Below are 21,447 nucleotides of genomic sequence, written 5' to 3'. Positions count from 1 at the left end.
AGGACATTCCAGCCATCTTTGATCTATGAAAAAGTTACTCTTTGCTTTCGTCTTGTTTTGCGCGCAGCCTCTTTGGGCGCAGGAAAACCCTACCGCTGTAGTGGCTCCTTCTCAATATCAGGAACTAAGTAAAAAAGAGAAGGGAGTTCTGGTGGATGTGCGCACGCCAGAGGAATTCCAGAGCGGACATTTGAAGAATGCGAAGAACTCAGATTTTAGAGGTGGCCAGTTCAGCAAAGAATTTACTGGGTGGAATCCAAAGAAAACCTACTATCTCTACTGCGCCTCTGGTAACCGCAGCGGACAAGCCCTGAAGCAGATGAAAGAGGCAGGTTTCACCAATGTCTACAACATTGGCGCTTACAAAGACCTGAAAGCAGCCGGACTAAAAACCTCTGAAAAGTAGTATTACTATCCTAATTGGTCTCTTTTTGCGCATTAGCACCTGCCTTCCCTCTGGCTTCTTATAAGAGATTCCCCCTCCTGGGCTAATCTGTAGGGAAAAGTTCATTGCAGGCAGGTTCGGGAGTTCCACTCCGCCGGGAACCACAGGCAAAAGAAGGGGGAGTAGAACTCCCCGGCAGGTTGCTTCCAGAGTGGAACTCCCGAAGAGCGGTATTGGGAGTGGAACTCCGGAAGAGTGGTTTTAATTACTGGAATCGTTAGAAAATAAGTAGCCGCTCATCTTCCCGGTAAAATCCCCCCCTTGGAGGGGTAGGGGTGGGTTGCGGTGCATAGCTTTTCCAACAATTTATAAATCAGGAGATAAGTAGCAGGGCAAATGAAGCTATCTATTTTGGCCTTCTTTCAGGATGCCCATAGAATAGTAACTAATCCCGTACCTGTACACGTCAACTCCTTAGATAAAGAGCGGGGAATCACCGGTCGGTTTGTCGCGGGTAGGGGTGAGATTCTGCCCTAGTTTTCTGAGGCGGGCTTTGAGGTCTTCCGGCGTGGGCACCTGCTGCCGCCATTCCTGTTCCTGCCACCATGCTTGCATCTGGGGGTTTTTACGGGCCATTTCAAACACTCTTTTCAGAACGAAGGGCAAAACCAGGGTGGCAATGTTGGTGGCCAGGGCTCCTCTAATGCCTAAGTGCAGCATGAGCCTGAGCAGCAGCATGTCTTGCAGCTTGTCAAAAAGCAATTGAGGGCCTTTCTCCTGTACGTGCCCCTTCAGCACAGACAATACTTGTTTCGCATTGCCGTTCTCTAGTTCCTTCTGTAGCCATTGTTCCACCGTTTGGCGGGTAATCTGAATAGCCTGCGGAATCTGGCTGAAAGTTAAACCAGCTTTGCGCAACACCTGGGTCGCCAGAACATGGCTCTTTTGTAAAAATGGGACGGGCATGGGAAAGGGGCTAGGGTTTGTTTGTGCTACGGCGAACGGAAGGGATAGTTTAGGGTCTCTTTCTTAACTCCTTCAAAGATAGCACGTATCTGGAGAACAGACTTTACAGGCTTTAGAACGCAGCACCCATGGACTTCGATATTCCTGAATTCAAAAAACGGTTAGAAAGGGAGCGAATCACCGGCAACGCACCTGCTGAGGTCATTCAACAGGAAATTCGGCAAGCCGAAGAGGTGAAAGCAGGGATTTCAGAGGAGAATGACCATGCCAGCGAGTTTGTCTCAGAGGCTATCAACAGAATTGACACCTATACATTTTCCAGCTCCATGAAATGGCGCAAGAGTACAATCCGGCAGATTTTGATCTGGATCAGCAGACCTATTTAGATGACGAGCGCATCCATCACCGCATTGCCAACCGAATAGACCGCCTAAAGGAAAGAGGCGAGGCCAACGCCTCTACCGAAGATCCTTTACTAAGGGAAGGGGAAACAGAGCTGCAATAATGTAAAAAGCGAGCCGTTTCGTTTTCAGCCTAAAAAACGGAAGGGCGTTTTGGGCTCATTTTCCCAAAAACAGGCGATAAACAGAAAGGAGCCTTAGGCAAAGGCTCCGTTTTCTGAGGCTTGGTTTCCCGAAAGGGATTTACCAACCGTCCTGATTTTTGATTTGATGTCTTCTTTACTGGGCAGGTGCTTGCGAAGATCAAGGTTTTCCCACCACATCCTGAACATGGGGTTCTTCTGCATCAACTCTACCAATACTTTCAGAACAAAGGGCAGAATGGCGGTCGCGGTTTTGGACGCGTCTGCGTAGTTCATTTGCAGACGCATGATGTATTTGGCCACCACCATGTCTTTTAGTTCGTCAAACAAAAGCTGTGAGTCCTTCTCAAGGCTTTCGCCTTTCACCATCTGGAAAACCAGGGGCAGATTGCCCTGTTCCATTTCCTGGTGCAGCCAGGTTTCGGCAGTTTCCCGGGTAATCTGGATCGTGTTGGGGATGTGAATGTTGTCCATGCCTGCCTTCCGGAGCAAAGCAGTTACCTGTCGTTGACTTTGGGATAAAAACAGTTGAGACATAGTAGGAGTAAGTTTAGGTTATTATTGTACGCCTAACAGAAGCCCTTGTTTCCCCGGTAGGGAGAATTTAGGACTACCAGCAGCCTTCAAGCGTGCACAAAAAATTTATTCCCGTTCTGCTGTGCGTCTTGCGTTTTGGTTTACCAATTGATTTAGAGTTTATTATGTTAAATTACCTATTTAAAAGGTAATTTATAATTTTTTTTAAATTCTTTCCAAAATAACCCCGGTTTATGCCTGAAAAGAGTTCTTGAGGTTGGCAAGAGAAAAGCAGAAGCCTCAGGAGCCGCACAGCTCAAAAAAACGTCGTACTTTTACAAAAGCTGTGCTGAACAATCTGGTTTGGCGATTGGTTAAAGAAGTATGGACGCATCATTTCCCATGAACACAGAATCTCCTTCCTTAGGCGGTATTTATTGCCCCAGCCTCACCGATTATACCCGCCGCAAATCACGCGAAGTGCGCATTGGAGACCTCGCCCTGGGCGGAGATAACCCCATTAGGGTACAGTCCATGACCACGGTAGACACCATGGACACCCTGGGCTCGGTAAAGCAGGTGATCAGGATGGTGGAGGCCGGCTGCGAGTACGTGCGTATCACGGCCCCCAGCGTGAAAGAAGCCGAAAACCTGGGCCTCATCAAAAAAGAACTCCGTGCCCGCGGCTATACCGTGCCCTTGATCGCCGACATCCACTTCACCCCCAACGCCGCCGAGTCGGCCGCCCGCCTGGTAGAGAAAGTGCGCGTGAACCCCGGCAACTACGCCGATAAAAAGAAATTCCAGACCATAGAATATACAGATGTTACTTACCAAGCCGAACTTGACCGAATCAGGGAACGCTTTACGCCGCTCGTGAACATCTGCAAAGAGTACGGCACCGCCATGCGCATAGGTACGAACCACGGCTCCCTGTCTGACCGCATTCTGAGCCGTTACGGAGATACCCCGCTGGGGATGGTGGAAAGTGCCCTGGAGTTCCTGCGCATTTGCGAAGACCTGCATTATTATGACGTGGTGCTTTCCATGAAAGCGAGCAACACCCAGGTAATGGTGCAGGCCTACCGCTTGCTGGTGCAGAAGTTGGAACAGGAAGGTTTGCAGCCGTACCCGTTGCATTTAGGCGTGACCGAAGCCGGGGAAGGGGAGGACGGTCGCGTGAAATCAGCAGTAGGGATTGGGACTTTGCTGGAAGATGGCTTGGGTGATACCGTACGCGTTTCGCTCACCGAAGCCCCGGAATTTGAAGCGCCGGTGGCGAAAATGCTGATTGACCGCTACGCCACCCGCGCCGGGCACACGCCCATCAAACCCATTTGTACGTTGCCCTACAATCCGTTCCAGTACCATCGCCGCGAAACCCGCGAGGTGCTGAACCTGGGCGGCCACAACGTACCGCGCGTAGTAGCAGACCTGAGTAGGCTGGAGGAAATCACCTATGAAGACCTTCGGCCGGTAGGCCACATTTATTCTGCGGCCTTAGACAAATTCCACATGTCTGACCAAGGCACCGATTACGTGTACACCGGCAGTACGCCCATTTCCTTTATGTTGCCCAACGGCCTGAAGGAGATTGTGGACTACACCGCCTGGTTGGAAGCCGAACAGCGCGAGGAGCGTTATCCTTTGTACACCGCTGTTCAGTTTGAGACCGCCAGCAATTGGCATCCGCAGCTCAACTTTGTGCAGGTGTCTTTAGGCCAGTTAACCAATGATTTCATAGAAACGCTGCATAATCGGCCGGACGTGGTTTTGATTCTGGAAACGGAGAACGAACACGCCATGCCCGAGCAGCGCAAAGCCTTTATCCGGCTCATGAACCAGCAACAGCCGGTACCAGTCATCATCAAGCGTTCTTACGAAGACCTCACCGATGAGCAGGTGCAACTGTACGCCGCGACCGATGTGGGCGGCTTGCTCATTGACGGCTTCGGCGATGGCGTCTTGCTCAGCACCCAGGACGTAAGTTACCGCAGCAAAGAAGATTGGCTGTTCACGTTGGAAGGCCTGAACAAACTGGCCTTCGGGATTCTGCAGGCGGCCCGTACCCGCATGAGCAAAACCGAGTACATCAGTTGCCCCAGCTGCGGCCGTACCTTGTTTGACCTCCAGGAAACCACCGCCATGATCCGTAAACGCACCGATCACCTGAAAGGCGTGAAGATTGGCATCATGGGCTGCATTGTAAACGGCCCCGGTGAGATGGCCGATGCCGATTACGGGTACGTAGGCGTAGGCAAAGGCAAAATCGCGCTGTACCGCGGCCAGCAGGTCATCAAGAAGTCGGTGCCGGAAGAACGCGCGGTAGATGAATTGATTGAACTGATACGGGAAGACGGAAACTGGAATGAGCCGGTAGGAGTAGAGGTTTAAGAAATATATTGCATTATAGGTAAATCATTCCTTTCTTAAGGTTGTTCTACTTATATAGTTATATAGAAACGTATACAAATCTCAAGATTTAGCCATATATGAAAGGACTATTTGATTTCTCTGAAGTGGCCACCTACTTCTTCCGTAAGAAAGACCCCAACCGCAAAACCAACTTCAACCTGCGCACCATGCACACCATCAACAAGGTGTCTATGCTCATGTTCCTGTGCGGGTTGATTTACCTTGTCATTAAATTGATGACCCGCTAAGGGCTAGTAATTTCTAATTTTTAGAACCACTTGTTCCCCGAGCAAGTGGTTTTTTGTTTATCTTCCCTGCCATGAACATAGAAGAATTCAGAGAATATTGCCTTAGTAAACCCCACGTAGAGGAAACCTTGCCTTTTGACCAAGATACCTTGGTATTTAAAGTGGCTGGCAAGATGTTCGCTTTGTGCAGCCTATCTGATTACGCCGGAGGAGTGGCTTTAAAATGCGACCCGGAACGGGCGGTGGAACTGAGAGAGCAGTACCCGGCTATTCAGCCCGGCTACCACATGAGCAAAAAACATTGGAACACCGTCTACCCAGAGGCTTTTCTCCCCATGGGTTTATTGCCTGAGTTAATTGACCATTCTTATGATCTGGTGGTGCAAGGGTTGCCTAAGAAGTTGAGGCTGGAGCTGAGTTTGTGATTGTTGATGAGAGAAAGTGCTTTGCTTCCATTTGATTGCTTGTCGCGCCAATGTTCTCATTAACTAATCTTTATACCCTACTTCTGTCAACCTCAAACAGATTACAGGTTGTTGATGATAACACCAACAACGGCGAAAGGGAAGAGTCAACGCATTGAAGCGATAATATGGGTGGGAAGTGAGTCCATCAAATTGTTAATCAGGAAGCCCGTTTCTGAATTTGGCCTGTTTTGGCAAAACCAAGTCGTTTCCGGCTCATTAATCCGGTTAAGATGAGTCCAAGGCCCAAGGTGCTTAACCCGGCGGTGAACCCAGCTTCATAATTGTAGTGCCACTCCACTTGCCAGTCTTTCTTTGCTTCCAGGTCTTCGTACAGCGTCCGGCTTATTTCCTCACCAGTTGTGGTATGAAAATATCTGTTCTTGTTAAAGAAATAACCTGCGCCCACTGCTACTAGTAAAGCTATGCCGAGGATGATATTATACCGTTTCACCATAGGTTGAAGATAGGGAATTTTAGCAAACCAATTGTTAAGTTGGCCGCAATTTGGTGAGACCCAGAATGATTTCACTCGCTCGCGTCCCGCGAGCGAGTATTCTGATTTAGTTTGCCACTACTTTTCAAAAACTACCAGAGATTCAATACTCTTCATTACCAAAGTAAGTATGCAGACAAAATTAGTTGTCCTACTCTTTTGTCTTCCTCTTGGAAGGATCTTGGTGGCGAACGGCAATAGCGCTCCATCAAAGCTATTCTAGTTCGCCCACAAGATCCTTTCAGGAGGACAAATAGGTTAGAGTAATGCTGTCTCGGTACTTAAAAGCAAAAGCCTGCTCTTTTCAGAGACAGGCTTTTGCAAGAAGAACCGTTTTGGGACTTATTTCAGAAAAACAGCCCCAAAACGTTACATCACCACGTTCACGATTTTACCGGGCACCACTATCACTTTCTTCACCGGTTTGCCCTCCAATAGTTTCTGCACCTGCTCAGAAGCGAGTACTTCCTTCTCCACGTCTTCTTTGGACGTTTTCAGGTCGAAGGTGAGTTTGGTTTTCACCTTGCCATTGATGGAAATAGGGTAGTCAAAGGTGCTCTCGGTGAGAAATTCCTCTTTCCAGGCAGGGTAGGCGGCATACGTGATGCTTTCGGTATGGCTCAGTCGGCTCCAAAGCTCCTCCGTAATGTGCGGCGCGTAAGGGGCAAGCACGATGGTCAAGGGCTCCAGAATGGCGCGTTTCTTCGTTTTCAAGGCCGTCAGCTCGTTCACGCAGATCATGAACTGGCTCACGCTGGTTCCGAAGGAGAAACGCTCAATGTCTTCCTCCACTTTCTTAATGGTCTTGTGCAGCGACTTCAGCTCGGCCGGAGTGGATTGTTCCTCAATAACAGCAAAGTTGCCTTGCTCATCAAAGAACAGTTTCCAGAAGCGGCGCAGGAACTTGTACACGCCGTCCATGCCGTTGGTGTTCCAAGGCTTGAACTGCTCCAATGGCCCCAGGAACATTTCATACATACGCAGGGTATCGGCACCATATCTTTCAACTAAGTCATCGGGGTTCACCACGTTGTGCTTCGACTTAGACATTTTCTCAATTTCTACACCCACCACGTATTTACCCTCTTCCAAGATGAACTCTGCATCAGCGAAATCAGGACGCCAGGTTTTGAATTTGTCTAAGTCCAATACATCATTCTCCACGATGTTCACGTCCACGTGCAGCGCTGTTACTTCGTGCTCGTTTTTGAGACCGTGTGACACGAACGTGTTGGTGTCCTTGATGCGGTACACAAAGTTAGACCGACCCTGAATCATCCCCTGGTTGATGAGCTTTTTGAACGGCTCTTCCTGGTTCACCAGCCCGAGGTCAAACAGGAACTTGTTCCAGAAGCGGGAGTAAAGGAGGTGACCCGTAGCGTGCTCTGAGCCACCAATGTATAAGTCCACGTTCTGCCAATAGGCAATGGCTTCTTTGCTGGCGAAAGCGCCCTCATTCTTCGGGTCCATGTAGCGGTACCAGTACCAACTGGAACCGGCCCAACCGGGCATGGTACTCAACTCGTATTCGTATTCGCCGCGGTATTTCCAGTCTTGCGCCCGGCCCAGCGGTGGCTCGCCCGTTTCAGTGGGCAAGTAGGCATCTACCTCGGGCAACACCAACGGCAAGTCACTTTCTTCCAGCAACGCCGGAATATCATCTTTGTAATACACCGGCACGGGTTCACCCCAATACCTTTGACGGCCGAACACGGCATCGCGCATTCTGTAGTTGATGCGGGCTTTGCCTACGCCCAGTTCCTCGGCACGTTGTATACCGGCTTTAATGGCGTCTTTCACTTCCAGTCCGTTCAGGAAACCGGAGTTGATGATTTTCCCTTCCTTGGCGGCGAAGGCTTCCTTGGAAAGGTCGCCTCCGGCTACCACTTCCGGAATGGGCAGGTTGAATTTCTTCGCGAAGGCGTAGTCACGGGTATCATGGCCGGGAACGGCCATGACCGCACCGGTTCCGTAGCCTGCCAGCACGTAATCAGCAATCCAAACCGGGATCTTCTCCCCGGAAATAGGATTGATGGCGTAGGCACCCGTGAAAGTTCCGGTAACGGTTTTCACGTCAGACATGCGGTCGCGCTCTGAGCGGTTCTTGGCCCAGGTCACGTATTCTTCCACCTGGGTGCGCTGCTCGGGCGTGGTGAGTTCTGCTACGTACTCATGCTCCGGTGCTAAAACCACGAAACTAACGCCGAAGATGGTGTCAATGCGGGTGGTGAACACGGTGATGTGCTTATGCTCGTGGCCGTCCAGTTGGAAGCGCAGTTCGGCCCCAATAGATTTCCCAATCCAGTTACGTTGCATCTCTTTCACCGGCTCGGGCCAGTCAATGGTGTCCAAACCTTGCAGCAGACGCTCGGCGTAGGCCGTGATGCGCATCATCCACTGCTTCATGAGTTTGCGCTCCACCGGGTAACCGCCCCGTTCCGATACACCGTCTTTTACCTCGTCATTCGCCAATACGGTTCCCAATTGCGGGCACCAGTTCACCACGGCCTCAGACAAAAACGTGAGGCGGTATTTCAGCAACAGATCCTGCTGCTCTTTCTCAGATAATCTGGCCCAGGCATCGGCGGTTACGTGCGGCGTGTCTTCGTCACAGGCAGCGTTTACGTGGGTGTTGCCTCGCATTTTGAACTCTGCTACTAAGGTTTCTATTGGCTCAGCTTTGTCAGTGGCGTAGTTGTACCAGCTGTTGAACAGCTGCATGAAAATCCACTGCGTCCATTTGTAGTAATCTGGGTCAGAGGTACGCACTTCACGGTCCCAGTCAAAGGAGAAACCCAGGTTGTTCAGCTGCTCAATGTAGCGGGCAATGTTCTGCTTGGTGGTCACGGCCGGGTGCTGCCCGGTCTGGATGGCGTACTGCTCAGCGGGTAAGCCGAACGAGTCAAACCCCATGGGGTGCAGCACGTTAAACCCTTTCAGGCGCTTGTACCGGCTCACAATGTCAGAGGCGATGTAGCCCAGCGGGTGCCCTACGTGCAGCCCCGCGCCCGACGGATACGGGAACATGTCCAGGGAATAGAACTTGGGTTTGCTCGTGTCTATTTCGGTCTTGAAGGTTTTGTTTTCGCTCCAGAAGCGCTGCCACTTCTGCTCAATGGATCGGTAGTCGTACTCTGACATGGGTATAGGTTCAGGTATTGGGTACAAGTTCAAAAGTCCTAAGTAGGCCTATGGCAAAAGTAAGGATTTTCTTTAGCAGTTGGCATAGACACTCGTAGGAGCTACGCACCCTATAAGGTCTTTTGAGCCAGCGATAACGCTGAGGCTAAAGAATTAGCACGTGTTTTTTGTCTCTTTTTCTGAAAACAGGTTAAAAATGCTAAGGATAGTTCCTTTTCCTTGAGAGAAGGGTAGAGTTAGACGATTTTTATCAAGGGCAGTATAGTACAGTTGGAATAGAAGGGAAAACCAGGTATTAACTTGAAAATGCCTTACTCAAAGACCTCGTAGTGCGCGCAGCTCCTACGAGTGTCTATGCCTACGGCCTATAGCAACCCCGCCAGTGGATCAACGCCGTTCCAGGTACCCTCACTGGAAAGAGGCGTAAAACGGGCGAACATTTCCTCAGAATACCAACCCTGCGAACGGGTGCGTTTGATGACTTCGCGGTGCGCGGCTTGGCGGTAGGCGTAGGCTTTCATGCTGGCTTCGTCGCGCCAGAGGCTGAACGTGGCTTGTCTGACCAAAGGAGCTTCGCCCAAGCCAATGGAGCCTAGCAAGCCCTCAGCGTTGTCCAAGCTTTCGCTGGCTTTGGGTACATTTATCCAGAAATCGATGGCTTTCGTCAGCCGGATAGAGGCGCGGGTAAGCACCGCAATGGGGGCACCGGCTGGAGCTGGGTGCGTTTCCTGGGTGAATGGATTCTGGCCGCTCCACAAGCCATGCGCCTGCAAGGGCTGCAAGGTTAGCGTGTACTGCTCAAACGTATGTTGTCGGTATTCTTCTAGGAGGGGATGGCCTTCAAAAAAATCCTGGGCGGCGGAAGGGCTGTCCCAAGTAGCCATTAAGCCATAACGGTAAAAGTTGGGTTTCAGGCTAAACCCTCGGCCTTGGCCGCTGCCCAACAGTTTGAAAAACCGGAGACCCTTTACCTGCTGCAAGGGTCGCACCGAGGTTCCCATCTGGGCCAGTCCCCACCGCCAATGACCGGGTTTTACGCCAAACAGGGTGAGGGTGGTGCGCGCAGGAGAAGAAGGAGCGGAAGGTGCCAAGCCGAAGTTAGGGTAGAGGGTTTTAGACCAGTTTTCTTAAAAGTAGCCCAAAAACGGAAGTAGAGCAAACTCCCGCCCCGGCATAAAAAAAGGGAGCCGAAACTCCCTTTCTAATCTCTAACCTATAAGTTAATCTTTTTGTTTTCGCCCGGACGGGCAGGTTCTCCGGTGATGGCGGCTTTCACCACGCCGTACAAGTGCACGACCGCGCTGCTGGGCGAATCCCAGTACTCGGCCTGGTCAACGGTTACTTTCAGGATACCGATGTTGGGATCTTCTTTTCCTTCGGGGAACCAGGATTTCATGAACGGGTTCCAGAGGTCGTCAATCTGCTGCTGGTCGCGGTAGACCTGCGCCGTACCAGACACCGACACGTACAGTTGGTCGCCGGGTTTGGCGTAGCTCAGGTTCACGTGGCTGTCGTTCTTGATTTCGTCGGTTTTGCCGGAGTTGTAGCCCGTAAAGAAGTAAATGGCGCCGCTTTCGTCCACTTTCAGGTGGCGCATGGGCCGCGACCGGATGGTGCCGTCGGGCTCCACGGTGCTCAGCATGGCGGTATTGATTTCCTCAATTTTCTCTATCAAGGCTTTGACGTCGCCTCGGTTTTGGTTTTGTGCGTTTTCCATAGGTAGATTAGGTGATGTGTCACTCGGTAAGAATACGGTTAGGCGTGGCGTAGGGTTCCTTTCGCTGCCGGTTCATACCTTCCTAACCAGAATACGTACCTTTGGTTTAAACCCGAACCTTTGAATTACCTCGCCCATTTATTTCTGTCTGGTGACGATGACGACCTGCGCCTGGGTAATTTCATTGCCGATGGCGTGCGCGGCGCGCAGATTCTCAATTTCCCGCCGCGCGTGCAGCAGGGCATCAGACTGCACCGCCTCATTGACGCCTACACCGATTCGCACCCGATTGTCGCCCAGTCCAAAGCGCGGTTACGGCCCCAATTCCGGAAATACGCCGGCGTGGTCGCCGATGTCTTCTATGACCATTTCCTGGCGTCTACCTTTCACTCGTACAGTTCGCTTCCTTTACCAGAATTTGCTGCTGCCGCGTACGCTCATATTCAGCAAAAGCCGGAACTCTTGCCTGAGCGGGTGCAGCATTTTCTACCCTACATGGTGAGCCAGAACTGGCTCGTATCCTACGCCCAGATCTCCGGCATCTCCCGCGCCTTAACCGGTCTCAGCCGCCGCACCCCGTTTGAATCAGGAATGGAGAACGCGGGCGAAGAGCTGGAACGCCATTACCCTTTTTACCTGCACGAGTTCGAGCAGTTCTTTCCCGAGTTGCAGGCGTATGTAGCGGAACAGATTGCGTTAATTAAGATGTAAGGGCAATCCCTTGTGGTTGCCCTAATGCGGTTGGTAACGTAAAGGGCAACCACAAGGGATTGCCCTTACAAATGCTGTTTAGAGCCTGATTACCTTAAAACGATTCTAAAACACCACTATGGCGCGGAAGTTACTTCCGTGACTTTCTTAACGCATTCTCTAAAGTCACGGAAGTAACTTCCGCGCCATAGCCGCCATAATTGAAATGCTGTTTTACCCCTGATTCCTGTAAAACAGCCCTAAAACAGAAAAGCCAATCCTACAAAGGACTGGCTTTCTGAATTTGAAATTCTTAATAAATTCTAGTGGTGATGTCCGCCGGCGCCGTGTACGTGGCCGTGGGAGATTTCTTCCTGGGTGGCTTCGCGTACGTCAATGACGGTGCCTTCAAAGTGCATGTCCATGCCGGCCAGGGGGTGGTTGAAGTCCATGAGCACGTGGTCTGCCTCTACGCTCACAATGCGGCCTTGCATGTGGTTGCCTTCGTTGTCTGACATGGGAATGTAGTTGCCTACCTGTACCATTTCGTCGTCAATTTTGCCTTCTACCTCAAACACGTTTTTAGGCACGGGTACCACGGCAGATTCGTCTAGATCGCCGTAACCGTCTTCAGAGGCCACGGTAAATTTAAAGGAGTCACCGGCCGCTTTTCCTTCCAGTTCCTGCTCAAATTTCTCGGGCAGGCCACTCACACCAAACAAAAAGACCATCGGGTTTTCTGCGTCGGCGGTCTCTACCAGGGTGTCTTCGCCAGCTTCGTCGGTCACGCGTAGCTCGTAGGTGAGCGACACCACTTTGTTCTCTTCTATTTTCATTTGGTGATAGGTTAATGAATGATCAAGTGTAAAAATATACATTCTACGGAAAGATTGCTGCCTTTTGCCGCTTTTCACCACGCGGAAGGCCTACACTTCATTTCCGTTTAGAGGCTGTTTCTGTAAAATCGCCTCTAAAAACCTCCTACGAAGCAGACGCGCCAAAGGATTTATTCCGTTTCTGGTGAGAGCAGTTCCCAGGCGCTGCGGTACGCACCAATGTTCTCAGCGTAAGTTAAAAACTGCTGGTAGAAAGCGTGTTGCCCCAGAGTGGCGCTGTCGCCCACAATCACCATTTTCTTCTTGGCGCGGGTCATGGCCACGTTCATGCGGCGCATGTCGGCTAAGAATCCAATCTCGCCCTCAGGGTTGCTGCGCACCATGCTGATGTAGATAATGTCGCGTTCCTGCCCCTGGAAAGAATCTACCGTACCCACCGATAACAGCCGTCTGGCCTGTAAAGCCGCCAACTTAGGCTGATGCTCTACCTGGTCATTGAGGTAATTGATCTGCGCGCGGTACGGCGAAATGATGCCAATGCGCAGCGGCTTCTCAGGGAGCGGTTCGTCTTTGGGAATGGGTTCATACGGCGTGAGCAGGTTCAGCAAATGCTTGATGAGCACATCGGCCTCCTCTGGGTTGGCGGTACTGCTGCCTTCGCCAATGGTCTGGTCGTTGAACCCGCACCCGGCCGTGTCAATGAACTCCACTACTAGACCGGGTTCAAAAACCGGATGCACGTCGGGCAAGGTGGCGGTGCGCACGCTTTCGTGGGCCTGCAACTCGCCGCGGTAAAACTGCCCGTTGGAGAAGCCCATAATGTCCTGGTGCATGCGGTACTGGGTGGTCAGCATCACGGCCGTTTCGGGTTGGCGCTCCACGCACTTCTCAAACAAGGTTCGGGCCAAGCCGCCGCGTTCGGCCACAATGGATTTCACGGTAGGCGGTAACTGGTGGTGGTCACCGGCCAGTACCACGCGGTTGGCGCGGGTGATGGGAATCCAGCAGGCGGGTTCCAGGGCTTGCGCGGCCTCGTCAATAAATACGGTGTCATACTGCAAATGCCGGATGGCGCGGTTCGCCGAGCCCACCAAGGTACAGGTAATGACCTCCACATGGTCCAGCAAATCCTCGGTGATATAATCTTCTATGTCATCGGCCTGGGACAGAATACGCTTGCTTTCTTCTTTCATGATTTGGCGTTGCTGCCGCTCTTCATGCCCGAAGTTCCGCTTGTACTGCCCCGCCATGGCTTTGTATTCCTGTGCCGTTTTCCGGAGCTTTTTCAGTTGCTTGTAGTCGCGGTGGTGCATGATCTGGGAATCCAGGGTGTGCTCCAAAAGCACCTCAGACACCCTAGACGGATTCCCGATTCTGATGACGTTCACGCCGTGTTCAGCCAGTTTCTCGGTGAGTAAATCTACGGCGGTATTGCTGGGAGCGGTGACTAGCAGTTTGCGTTCGCCGACCTGCAAGGTGTGCAGAATGGCCTGTACCAAGGTGGTGGTTTTGCCGGTGCCCGGAGGCCCGTGGATAATGGCGACATCTTTGGCCTGCACCATGTTCTTGACCGCCGCATTCTGCGAATCATTGAGCGAGGCAATAGGCGTGAAGTTCTTCTCGCGGTGGAAGATGGCGGGCTCGGCACCCAAGATGATGTCGCGGAGTTGGGCCAAGCGGGTTTTCTGGGCCTCCATCACTTTCATGAGCGCGAACTCCATCTCGCGGTAGCTCACCTCGTCAAAGGTCAGCTCAACGCCCAGGCGCGAACCACCTTCAATCCAGTCAGGGAGGTCTTCTTTGGAGGTGGCCAGGCGCAGTTTGTTGCGCTTCACTTCCAGCACCACGCCGTTGAGGGTACCGCCTTCGCCGTTGGTGAACAAAGCCGCCGAGGAACCCGCCTGGAACATGTGCAGTTGGTCACGGCCCGAGATGCGCTCCAGCTCCACCACTACCTTGTTCCCGAACCCGACTTCCTGTTTGATAACGTTCACCGGGTACCAGCAGATGCCCAAACGCTTGCGCTCCGTGATGCTGGTTTGGGCGTTTTTGAGTTGATATTGCTTGCGGTCTTCTTCCTGCTCCAGCTTGAGCAGGGCCCGCACATCTAGTAATTCGTTCAGAACTTTATCCATGTACTTGGGGGATACAAAACACAAGACTAAATCAGTACTGTATCAATCCTTTTGTCTTCGTCTTGTATTTTGTGTCCTTTATCTTGTGTCTTACGTCTTGTGTCTGATTTAGGCAAAAAAGGAATGGCGGCAATCCTGGCATTGGTACACGGTGGTGCCCGCGTAGATCACCTTCTTCCACCAGGCTAAATTCCGTTCGGGCCAGACGTATACGGAGCCGCACCTGGGGCAGGTTTGGGGCTCTTCGCTGATTCTGGCCTGTTTTTGGGAAAACTCCTCCAAAACGGGCTGGGCCGTTTCAAGGTCTTTCGTCTGAAGTTGCAACTGGTAATACAACCCATCGCCGAAGGGCAGGCTGGGCGGCCCGCAGGTTTTGACCAGTGCCACCACGCCCACCTGGGTGAGGGCATGGTAAAGACCGATGGCCTCGGTATAGGTCAGGTATTTGGCGGCAGGCACCAGGCGTTCACTCATGCCTTGGCGTGTTTCTCTTCCCGGATGGTAGTCAGTTGGTTTCTGAGCCTGAAAATGTACCCCACCAGCACAAAGCACAGCATGGCGAAAAACGCGGCAATGGCATCATGCTCAAATTTGGCGTCTTTGGAGGCTTGCAGTTGCTCTTCCAGGTCTTTTACCTTCCGGTCTTTGTTTCTGAGCAGGTTCTGGGCATTGGAGAGCGAAGATTTAAGGTCATAGATATTGTCGGTGATCACCCGTTTGTCGCCCTGTACCTGACTGGTTAGTTTCTTGGTTTCCGCCTCCAGTTCAGCGGCGCGCTTCGCCAGGCTTCGGCGGGTTTCCAGGTTGGCCTGCTCTACCGCCTGAATGATCTGCTCATCTTTCTGCAAAACCTCTTTCAAGGCTTCCACCACGGCCAGCAGATCTTCTTTGGAGGCTTTGCCCCAGAAATTGCTGCCCTGCGTTTTGAGGTAGTCATACTTGAGCACCAACTGTTCCCGCTCCGTGATGAGCATATCTACCTTGGTCAGCCGTTGGGTTACGGCAGAAGGCTTCTGGCGGCTAGTGTCTGCCTGCGCCTTGGCCGTTGCCGGATTTGGTTTGACCGCCGGAGTCTGGGTGGTTTTGGCAGCCGAGGCAGCCGTACTTTGCGGCTTCTGGCTTTTTATAATCGCATTGACTTTAGAGCCTAGTTTAGGGTCTTGCTGCTTGGCAGAGGACGCCGAAGCACTGCTGGTCGGCGGCGTTGCCAACGTTTGGGCCGAAATAGACTCAGCCGTAAACAGCGAACTTAAAGCGAACAGGGCAGAGTATGCAATCTTCATAAAATATAATAGGCTACTGTAAGTACGTGTTCTTGAGATTTTTAGGCCTTCTTACGCGTGGTGTTTCAGGTTTGGGTTGGCAAAAATACGCTAAAAACAACAGATGCCTTCAAATATCCTTCCGCATCTTGTTTTCTGGTGTATTTATGTTAGCCTGTTTTGGGGATGTTTTGCAAAAAATAGGCCTAAAACAGACTTTCCAGGAAAAAGTGCACGCCTATAAACATAGCAAATTTTTCTGATTTAAAGGATTTTACCTTTGGAGGTTACAGTGTTGACCACCCCGCCCTTCGGGCACCCCTCCAAAATTAGGAGGGGAGTTGTGGTTCTCACCGTTGTAGCGATCGCTCAGAAGACCTCGTAGTGTCCGAAGGTCTTACGCGCGTCTGTGCCAATGGCGATGGAATGCGTGTGACCGGCGGGTGTAAACATCCCCTTCACCCCCTTCAAAGGGGGAGTATCTGCTGGAGAAAAGGGGGTGATTTAAAAGTTGAGCGTTAGTTCTATCACAATCAAGAAAGCCCGCAGCAACTATGCCGCGGGCTTTCTTTGTACAAAAATCTTCTCAATCAAACCGAAGCTTTACTGCGGTTTCTGCTGCTTCGCCCAGTCGTCCATTTTCTGCTCAATGATACTCAAAGGCATGTTCCCGTCCTTTAGCAGTTCATCATGGAAGGAGGCGAGTTTGAACTGGTCGCCTAGGTCTTTCTGGTATTTCTCGCGGAGTTCCTTGATTTTAAGCTGGCCGGTTTTGTAGGAGAGGGCCTGTCCGGGGATGGCCATGTAGCGCTCAATCTCGGCGATGGCACCTTCTTCGGAGATGGGCTGGTTGTCCAGCATGTACTGGATGGCTTCTTCGCGGGTCATGCCTTTGGTGTGCATGCCCACGTCTACCACCAGGCGCACGGCACGGTGCATTTCATCGCCCAGGGCACCCATGTACTGGTAGGGATCAGTGTAGAGGCCCAGTTCTTTGCCCAGGGATTCGGTGTAGAGCGCCCAGCCTTCGCCGTAGGCCCCGTACCAGCTGAAGCGGCGGAACTTAGGCAGGTGCTCGTTTTCCTGCTGCAGCGAGATTTGGTAGTGGTGGCCTGGAATGGCTTCGTGCAGGAACAGCGACTCCATGCCCGAGGTGGTGGCGAACTCCTCGGCGTTTAGGATGGGCACGTAGAAGATACCGGGGCGGGTGCCGTCTGGCGAGCCTTGGTTGTACTCGGCAGAGGCGGAGGCGGCCCGGAAGGCTTCGGTTTGTCTTATCTCAAAAGGTGTTTTAGGCGTGCGCCCGAACATCTTAGAAAGGTTAGGCTCAATCTTGGCCTGGATGCTGCGGAAGGCGTTCAGGACTTCCTCGGGCGTTTTGAACGGGGTGAACTTGGGGTTGCTGCGCAGGTAGGTGAAGAATGCGGCCATGTCTCCTTTGAAGCCCACCTGGTCTTTCACCTTCACCATTTCGGCATTGATGCGCTTCACTTCCTGCTGACCGGTTTTGTAGATGTCACCGGCAGATTTATCGGTGGTAGTCCAGTACTTGACGTAGTATTTGTAGAGGTCTCCGCCCCCCGGAATTTCACTGATGCCGGTATTGGTGCGGGCTTTGGGCAGGTATTCCTGTTGCAGGAACGTGGCTAGTTTCTGATACGTGGGTACCAGTTGGGTTGTAATGGCCTGTTGGTACGCTTGGGTCAGGCGCTGGCGGTCAGCGGCGGGAACCTCGGCAGGGAAGTTCTGGATGGGGCCGTAAAACAGGCTTTTGGTGGGGTCGGTGACGACCATGCTCTGCATCTGCGGAATCATTTTGGTCACCAGTGTTTTGGGCAACACCACCCCGGCGGCCATGCCTTGGCGGAAGTTGGCGATGGCGCTGTCGGCCCAGACGGTGAAGCCCTGCACGCGGCCCAGCCAGTTCTCGTAGTCTTTGGTGGTCTTGAACGGCTGGTTTCCGGTGCCCGAACCCAGTTGCCCCATGGTGAGCGGCAAGCCCCAGAACTGCTGAAAGGGCATCATCCAGGTATTCAGCTTGAGGCCCTCCAGCCGGGTTTGCATCTCGTACTGAAAGATGTCATAGCTGGTTTGGTCGTTCGCATTCAGGCTGGCGCGGTCAAACTGGTGCAGCTGATCCAGGTGCTGCTGGTAGAACGTCTGGAGGCTGTCGCGGAAAGATTTGGTGTTGTCATTGGGCAACAGGTGGTTGTAGCGGTTGTCGCCTTGGGCGGTGGCCTCCAGGGGGAAGAACCGGGCGTTCTGATCCCAGTATTTCTCAAACAAGGTGGCCAGTTGGGGATTGTCGGCGACGTTGGCGGCCGTGGCGGTCTCTGATTTCTTCTGGCAAGACAGGAGCGCGCCCGCCAGAAGCGTTATCAGCAAAAATGTTCTCATAGGTAAGGTTCTTTGGTTTGGTGCCTCCATATAGACAGGAAATGGGAGGTGCCGTAGCTCCTTCTCCAACGGCAGGAGCAAAAAGATGGATGCGCGTATAAGTACTTCTTTTTAAGGCTATTTTCCTGAAAGTAGCTGAAAACTACGTAATTTCAGAAGCGGCTACTACACCAACATGGGTCTACCGTTCTTTTTTGTGGGAAAGTAGTTTCTATCTTCGGCTAACCGAATGTCCACTTTTTCCTATCTTGAAGCACCCATTCCTAATTCTCAATTCCTACTTAAACATATGCAGGCTTACCTAGATTTGATGCGCCACATTCTGGACAACGGCGTGAAGAAAGAAGACCGTACCGGCACCGGTACGCTTAGTGTGTTCGGCCACCAGATGCGGTTTAACCTGCAGGAAGGTTTCCCGTTGGTGACCACCAAGAAGGTGCACCTCAAGTCGATCATCTATGAACTGCTGTGGTTTTTGCGCGGCGAAACCAACGTGCGCTGGCTGCAGGAGCGGGGCGTAAGCATCTGGAACGAGTGGGCCGATGCAAACGGCGACCTGGGGCCGGTGTACGGGTCGCAGTGGCGTTCCTGGCCCACGCCCGACGGCGGCCACATTGACCAGATCACCCAGGTCATTGACCAGATCAAACGCAACCCCGACTCGCGCCGCCTGATTGTGAGTGCCTGGAATGTGGCCGAGGTGAACAACATGAAACTGCCGCCCTGCCATGCGTTCTTCCAGTTCTACGTAGCCGACGGCAAACTAAGCTGCCAGCTCTACCAACGTAGTGCGGATGTCTTTTTGGGTGTGCCCTTCAACATTGCGTCCTACGCGCTGCTCACCATGATGGTGGCCCAAGTCTGCGACCTGGAACCCGGCGAATTCATCTGGACGGGCGGCGACACGCACCTCTACACGAACCACCTGGAGCAAACCGAGCTTCAGCTTTCCCGCGAGCCGCGCCCACTGCCCAAGATGAAACTGAACCCTGAGGTGAAAGATATTTTCGGGTTTTCTTTTGAGGATTTCACGCTGGAAGAGTATCAGCCGTGGCCGGGGATTAAGGCGCCGGTGGCGGTGTAATGGCTAACAAAACCAGCAAAACAACATGCAGCATGTTGTTTTGCTGGTTTTGTTATTAAGCGATAAAGGAATTATCAATTATAATTTTCTAATTTTTACGAATAATCATTAATGATAAAAAATTTATTTAAAGAAAATACTCCTTCGACTTCATTAGACTTACTCCTAAAAATTGCAACTCCTTCGCTAACTTCCAGCTTGCAGTTTGAAAAACTTCTTCCGCTGCCACTAATGATAAGAGTGTCGTAATCCTCGTCTTTGTTTTTTCTTATAGGGTATACTGTAAAGTTTTGAATTCCTTCCGAATCGTTTTTCTTCATGTTATTTGAATTTTTGAATAAGTCAGGACAATTTTGCTTAGAAAGATATGTGTTTATATGGCTCTTTAGTGTTAAATATGGGTAATACTGCAATTCTGGGACATTTTTCAGCCATAGTTTCTTTCCTCTTGCTAAAATGATTTTGGCATTTCTTTCGATTGCCTTTCTTACTAAATAGAAATTATAATCTTGTGAACTAAGCTTTTTTGTTGATTTAAAATTAACTGAACTATAAGGATTAAATTGAATAACGGAAATCTTCTTTAAGACTTCATCCTCCGAATTATAGTAGTCATTTAAATCCTTCAATCTATCACGCCAATATTTTTCACCTAAACCATATTCGTTTCCAAATTTTAAACTTGGGTCTAAACAAAAGAATGGGAAATCACTGTTATGCGCAAAAACCTTTAAATATTTTTCTCTAACTATTGGATGGTTTCGTTCTATTTCCACCCATTCATCTACGAATTTTGGGTTCGCTAGTAAAATTACAATTTCACTATTTTTTACATCTCCAATAAAGGGCACTGGCATCACATCCACTCTCAATTTATAGGTTGTATTTATATTATTAAGGTTATAAGCTTCGACCACTTCTTTATCTTGAGGCAAAACATAGGGTGGAAGATGTGGTAAATTCTGCCACGGGTTCTCAATTTCTTTCATAAATTATTTTTTTACATCATAACAAATTTTTAGGGTAAAAGCAAAAGATAAAAAACCTGAAAATTTGGTAAGCCATTAACATTAGGGGTTTGCCTAAAAAAGTGGAAGACTGTTCAAGAATTCTTGGAGCCTCCCACTCAGATAATTGAACCTGTTTAGAGTTTTTCATGAACCGGCATTTAAAGCAATTCCTCTGGGGCAAGCGTCAGCCAATGCCATCGTTTTTAGGCTACTTTTATGAAAACAGGCCAAAAACAAGAGGCCGTTATTGGCATACTGCCGCAAGCATCCGCTTGTACCGCCGTTTTCAGGGTGTTTTCAGGAAAACAGGCGCAAAACTCTAAACAGCTTCATTAACTAAAACTATCATTACAAAAATAAGACATGCCAGAACTTTCACTTGCCAGATTGAAGAACTTTGAAATACTACCTGTTTAGTACCGACAGCCACATACAATTGATGTTCATCAAACTATATCTTGATGCCAAACGTTTATGTAATAACTTTGTAACTACATAACAGAAGCACCATGGAAGTATCCATCATTCAAATAGGGAATTCAAAAGGGCTCCGGTTGGCGAAGTCTATTTTGGAGAGGTACAACATCAAAGACAAAGTGGAGCTTATTCTGGAAGAAGGGCAGATTGTGCTGAAACCGGTGGAGGCACCACGGAAAGGGTGGGGCCAGGCCTTCCAGAAAATGCACGAGAAGGGAGAAGACCAACTCTTGCTAGATGATGTGTTCGGGGAAGAAAGCTTCGAGGAATGGACATAAACCAATATGAGATCGTGTTGGTGAACCTAGACCCTACCATGGGCAGCGAAATCCAGAAAACAAGGCCCTGCGTAGTGGTGTCGCCCGATGAATTGAACCACCACCTGAGAACCGTCGTGGTGGCGCCCATGACCACCAAAAGCCGCCTTTATCCTACCCGCGTGCAGGTGAAACACAACAAACAGACGGGGTGGGTAGTCATTGACCAAATCAGAACCATTGATAAAGTCAGGATCATAAAAGTGCTGGAAAAACTGAATGCAACGGAGATAGCTGCTTGCAAAGCGGTGATCAAAGAAACCTTCGTAGATTGAAGTACAAGTACGGCTACTCAGTTCAGCCTCAGAGTAGCCTATATCTATTATTTCGCTTTCGAGACAATCATC

Annotated in this window: 22 protein-coding genes; 10 read left to right on the top strand and 12 right to left on the bottom strand. The window is 50.8% G+C overall.

Going from position 1 to position 21,447, the window contains the following annotated elements; translation table 11 throughout:
- Positions 1-25: 25 nt before the first annotated feature.
- Complete coding sequence (locus tag HHO50_RS11980; protein WP_181306294.1) at positions 26-406, top strand: rhodanese-like domain-containing protein; 381 nt, start codon at positions 26-28, stop codon at positions 404-406.
- A 453-nt stretch (positions 407-859) separates the two neighbouring features.
- On the opposite strand, the gene HHO50_RS11975 is transcribed toward HHO50_RS11980, so the two are convergent.
- Positions 860-1,351: a hypothetical protein gene (locus HHO50_RS11975; RefSeq protein WP_181306293.1), complete on the bottom strand. Its 492-nt coding sequence runs from the start codon at positions 1,349-1,351 to the stop codon at positions 860-862.
- Between the two features lie 128 nt (positions 1,352-1,479).
- Between HHO50_RS11975 and HHO50_RS11970 the strand changes: the two genes are divergently transcribed.
- Positions 1,480-1,737, top strand: a complete 258-nt coding sequence (locus HHO50_RS11970; protein ID WP_181306292.1) for a hypothetical protein — start codon at positions 1,480-1,482, stop codon at positions 1,735-1,737.
- A complete protein-coding gene (locus HHO50_RS11965; RefSeq protein WP_181306291.1) occupies positions 1,683-1,856 on the top strand; it encodes a hypothetical protein in 174 nt (57 codons plus the stop codon). Before HHO50_RS11970 ends, HHO50_RS11965 begins: the two co-directional genes overlap by 55 nt.
- 93 nt (positions 1,857-1,949) lie before the next feature.
- Here the strand turns inward: HHO50_RS11965 and HHO50_RS11960 are convergent, their stop codons facing one another.
- Complete coding sequence (locus tag HHO50_RS11960) at positions 1,950-2,432, bottom strand: hypothetical protein (protein ID WP_181306290.1); 483 nt, start codon at positions 2,430-2,432, stop codon at positions 1,950-1,952.
- A 363-nt stretch (positions 2,433-2,795) separates the two neighbouring features.
- Between HHO50_RS11960 and ispG the strand changes: the two genes are divergently transcribed.
- From ispG to HHO50_RS11945, 3 genes are all read left to right on the top strand, one after another.
- Positions 2,796-4,805, top strand: a complete 2,010-nt coding sequence (gene ispG, locus HHO50_RS11955) for a (E)-4-hydroxy-3-methylbut-2-enyl-diphosphate synthase (protein ID WP_255478711.1) — start codon at positions 2,796-2,798, stop codon at positions 4,803-4,805.
- 98 nt (positions 4,806-4,903) lie between these two features.
- Entirely contained in the window at positions 4,904-5,074 is a 171-nt protein-coding gene (locus HHO50_RS11950) for a DUF6728 family protein (RefSeq protein WP_181306289.1), read from the top strand.
- A gap of 71 nt (positions 5,075-5,145) precedes the next feature.
- Positions 5,146-5,499, top strand: coding sequence for an MmcQ/YjbR family DNA-binding protein (locus HHO50_RS11945; protein WP_181306288.1), 354 nt, complete (start codon positions 5,146-5,148; stop codon positions 5,497-5,499).
- A 199-nt stretch (positions 5,500-5,698) separates the two neighbouring features.
- Here HHO50_RS11945 and HHO50_RS11940 read toward each other — a convergent pair whose 3' ends face one another.
- The 4 genes from HHO50_RS11940 to HHO50_RS11925 form a co-directional block, all read right to left on the bottom strand.
- Positions 5,699-5,995: a hypothetical protein gene (locus HHO50_RS11940; protein WP_181306287.1), complete on the bottom strand. Its 297-nt coding sequence runs from the start codon at positions 5,993-5,995 to the stop codon at positions 5,699-5,701.
- Positions 5,996-6,403: 408 nt separating this feature from the next.
- Complete coding sequence (leuS, locus tag HHO50_RS11935; protein ID WP_181306286.1) at positions 6,404-9,175, bottom strand: leucine--tRNA ligase; 2,772 nt, start codon at positions 9,173-9,175, stop codon at positions 6,404-6,406.
- Between the two features lie 365 nt (positions 9,176-9,540).
- On the bottom strand, positions 9,541-10,266 hold the full coding sequence (locus tag HHO50_RS11930; RefSeq protein WP_181306285.1) for a spheroidene monooxygenase: 726 nt from the start codon (positions 10,264-10,266) through the stop codon (positions 9,541-9,543).
- A 122-nt stretch (positions 10,267-10,388) separates the two neighbouring features.
- Positions 10,389-10,892 carry a pyridoxamine 5'-phosphate oxidase family protein gene (locus HHO50_RS11925; protein WP_181306284.1) on the bottom strand — a complete coding sequence of 168 codons (504 nt, stop codon included), beginning with the start codon at positions 10,890-10,892 and terminating at the stop codon, positions 10,389-10,391.
- Between the two features lie 120 nt (positions 10,893-11,012).
- Here HHO50_RS11925 and HHO50_RS11920 point away from each other — a divergent pair, with 120 nt between their 5' ends.
- Entirely contained in the window at positions 11,013-11,603 is a 591-nt protein-coding gene (locus tag HHO50_RS11920; RefSeq protein WP_181306283.1) for an ACP phosphodiesterase, read from the top strand.
- A gap of 302 nt (positions 11,604-11,905) precedes the next feature.
- Here the strand turns inward: HHO50_RS11920 and HHO50_RS11915 are convergent, their stop codons facing one another.
- The 5 genes from HHO50_RS11915 to HHO50_RS11895 form a co-directional block, all read right to left on the bottom strand.
- A complete protein-coding gene (locus tag HHO50_RS11915) occupies positions 11,906-12,418 on the bottom strand; it encodes a peptidylprolyl isomerase (RefSeq protein WP_181306282.1) in 513 nt (170 codons plus the stop codon).
- 170 nt (positions 12,419-12,588) lie between these two features.
- Positions 12,589-14,553, bottom strand: coding sequence for an AAA domain-containing protein (locus HHO50_RS11910; protein ID WP_181306281.1), 1,965 nt, complete (start codon positions 14,551-14,553; stop codon positions 12,589-12,591).
- Positions 14,554-14,661: 108 nt separating this feature from the next.
- Positions 14,662-15,027 carry a hypothetical protein gene (locus HHO50_RS11905; RefSeq protein ID WP_181306280.1) on the bottom strand — a complete coding sequence of 122 codons (366 nt, stop codon included), beginning with the start codon at positions 15,025-15,027 and terminating at the stop codon, positions 14,662-14,664.
- On the bottom strand, positions 15,024-15,836 hold the full coding sequence (locus HHO50_RS11900) for a hypothetical protein (RefSeq protein ID WP_181306279.1): 813 nt from the start codon (positions 15,834-15,836) through the stop codon (positions 15,024-15,026). Before HHO50_RS11900 ends, HHO50_RS11905 begins: the two co-directional genes overlap by 4 nt.
- A gap of 582 nt (positions 15,837-16,418) precedes the next feature.
- A complete protein-coding gene (locus HHO50_RS11895) occupies positions 16,419-18,212 on the bottom strand; it encodes a DUF885 family protein (RefSeq protein WP_181306278.1) in 1,794 nt (597 codons plus the stop codon).
- Positions 18,213-18,501: 289 nt separating this feature from the next.
- On the opposite strand from HHO50_RS11895, the gene HHO50_RS11890 reads away from it, so the two are divergent.
- Positions 18,502-19,296, top strand: coding sequence for a thymidylate synthase (locus tag HHO50_RS11890; RefSeq protein WP_181306277.1), 795 nt, complete (start codon positions 18,502-18,504; stop codon positions 19,294-19,296).
- A 95-nt stretch (positions 19,297-19,391) separates the two neighbouring features.
- Here HHO50_RS11890 and HHO50_RS11885 read toward each other — a convergent pair whose 3' ends face one another.
- Positions 19,392-20,285: a hypothetical protein gene (locus tag HHO50_RS11885; RefSeq protein ID WP_181306276.1), complete on the bottom strand. Its 894-nt coding sequence runs from the start codon at positions 20,283-20,285 to the stop codon at positions 19,392-19,394.
- A gap of 530 nt (positions 20,286-20,815) precedes the next feature.
- Here HHO50_RS11885 and HHO50_RS11880 point away from each other — a divergent pair.
- Positions 20,816-21,061 carry an AbrB/MazE/SpoVT family DNA-binding domain-containing protein gene (locus tag HHO50_RS11880; protein WP_181306275.1) on the top strand — a complete coding sequence of 82 codons (246 nt, stop codon included), beginning with the start codon at positions 20,816-20,818 and terminating at the stop codon, positions 21,059-21,061.
- On the top strand, positions 21,052-21,375 hold the full coding sequence (locus tag HHO50_RS11875) for a type II toxin-antitoxin system PemK/MazF family toxin (RefSeq protein ID WP_181306274.1): 324 nt from the start codon (positions 21,052-21,054) through the stop codon (positions 21,373-21,375). The genes HHO50_RS11880 and HHO50_RS11875 overlap by 10 nt, the downstream gene beginning before the upstream one ends.
- Positions 21,376-21,447 lie beyond the last annotated feature (72 nt).

This window comes from Rufibacter sp. XAAS-G3-1, from assembly GCF_013623775.1.
Lineage (GTDB): Bacteria > Bacteroidota > Bacteroidia > Cytophagales > Hymenobacteraceae > Nibribacter.
The sequence above is the reverse complement of the archived record's forward strand: the minus strand, read 5'-3'. Positions and strand labels throughout refer to the sequence as shown.

What these genes read in the sequence shown, in the direction of transcription:
- HHO50_RS11940 (WP_181306287.1), bottom strand. Translation starts at nt 5,995, where the DNA reads ATGGTGAAACGGTATAATATCATCCTCGGCATAGCTTTACTAGTAGCA.
- HHO50_RS11965 (WP_181306291.1), top strand. Translation starts at nt 1,683, where the DNA reads ATGGCGCAAGAGTACAATCCGGCAGATTTTGATCTGGATCAGCAGACC.
- HHO50_RS11950 (WP_181306289.1), top strand. Translation starts at nt 4,904, where the DNA reads ATGAAAGGACTATTTGATTTCTCTGAAGTGGCCACCTACTTCTTCCGT.
- HHO50_RS11910 (WP_181306281.1), bottom strand. Translation starts at nt 14,553, where the DNA reads ATGGATAAAGTTCTGAACGAATTACTAGATGTGCGGGCCCTGCTCAAG.
- HHO50_RS11915 (WP_181306282.1), bottom strand. Translation starts at nt 12,418, where the DNA reads ATGAAAATAGAAGAGAACAAAGTGGTGTCGCTCACCTACGAGCTACGC.
- HHO50_RS11895 (WP_181306278.1), bottom strand. Translation starts at nt 18,212, where the DNA reads ATGAGAACATTTTTGCTGATAACGCTTCTGGCGGGCGCGCTCCTGTCT.
- HHO50_RS11905 (WP_181306280.1), bottom strand. Translation starts at nt 15,027, where the DNA reads ATGAGTGAACGCCTGGTGCCTGCCGCCAAATACCTGACCTATACCGAG.
- HHO50_RS11970 (WP_181306292.1), top strand. Translation starts at nt 1,480, where the DNA reads ATGGACTTCGATATTCCTGAATTCAAAAAACGGTTAGAAAGGGAGCGA.
- HHO50_RS11875 (WP_181306274.1), top strand. Translation starts at nt 21,052, where the DNA reads ATGGACATAAACCAATATGAGATCGTGTTGGTGAACCTAGACCCTACC.
- ispG (WP_255478711.1), top strand. Translation starts at nt 2,796, where the DNA reads ATGGACGCATCATTTCCCATGAACACAGAATCTCCTTCCTTAGGCGGT.
- HHO50_RS11975 (WP_181306293.1), bottom strand. Translation starts at nt 1,351, where the DNA reads ATGCCCGTCCCATTTTTACAAAAGAGCCATGTTCTGGCGACCCAGGTG.
- HHO50_RS11885 (WP_181306276.1), bottom strand. Translation starts at nt 20,285, where the DNA reads ATGAAAGAAATTGAGAACCCGTGGCAGAATTTACCACATCTTCCACCC.
- HHO50_RS11890 (WP_181306277.1), top strand. Translation starts at nt 18,502, where the DNA reads ATGCAGGCTTACCTAGATTTGATGCGCCACATTCTGGACAACGGCGTG.
- HHO50_RS11960 (WP_181306290.1), bottom strand. Translation starts at nt 2,432, where the DNA reads ATGTCTCAACTGTTTTTATCCCAAAGTCAACGACAGGTAACTGCTTTG.
- HHO50_RS11900 (WP_181306279.1), bottom strand. Translation starts at nt 15,836, where the DNA reads ATGAAGATTGCATACTCTGCCCTGTTCGCTTTAAGTTCGCTGTTTACG.
- HHO50_RS11925 (WP_181306284.1), bottom strand. Translation starts at nt 10,892, where the DNA reads ATGGAAAACGCACAAAACCAAAACCGAGGCGACGTCAAAGCCTTGATA.
- HHO50_RS11945 (WP_181306288.1), top strand. Translation starts at nt 5,146, where the DNA reads ATGAACATAGAAGAATTCAGAGAATATTGCCTTAGTAAACCCCACGTA.
- HHO50_RS11880 (WP_181306275.1), top strand. Translation starts at nt 20,816, where the DNA reads ATGGAAGTATCCATCATTCAAATAGGGAATTCAAAAGGGCTCCGGTTG.
- leuS (WP_181306286.1), bottom strand. Translation starts at nt 9,175, where the DNA reads ATGTCAGAGTACGACTACCGATCCATTGAGCAGAAGTGGCAGCGCTTC.
- HHO50_RS11980 (WP_181306294.1), top strand. Translation starts at nt 26, where the DNA reads ATGAAAAAGTTACTCTTTGCTTTCGTCTTGTTTTGCGCGCAGCCTCTT.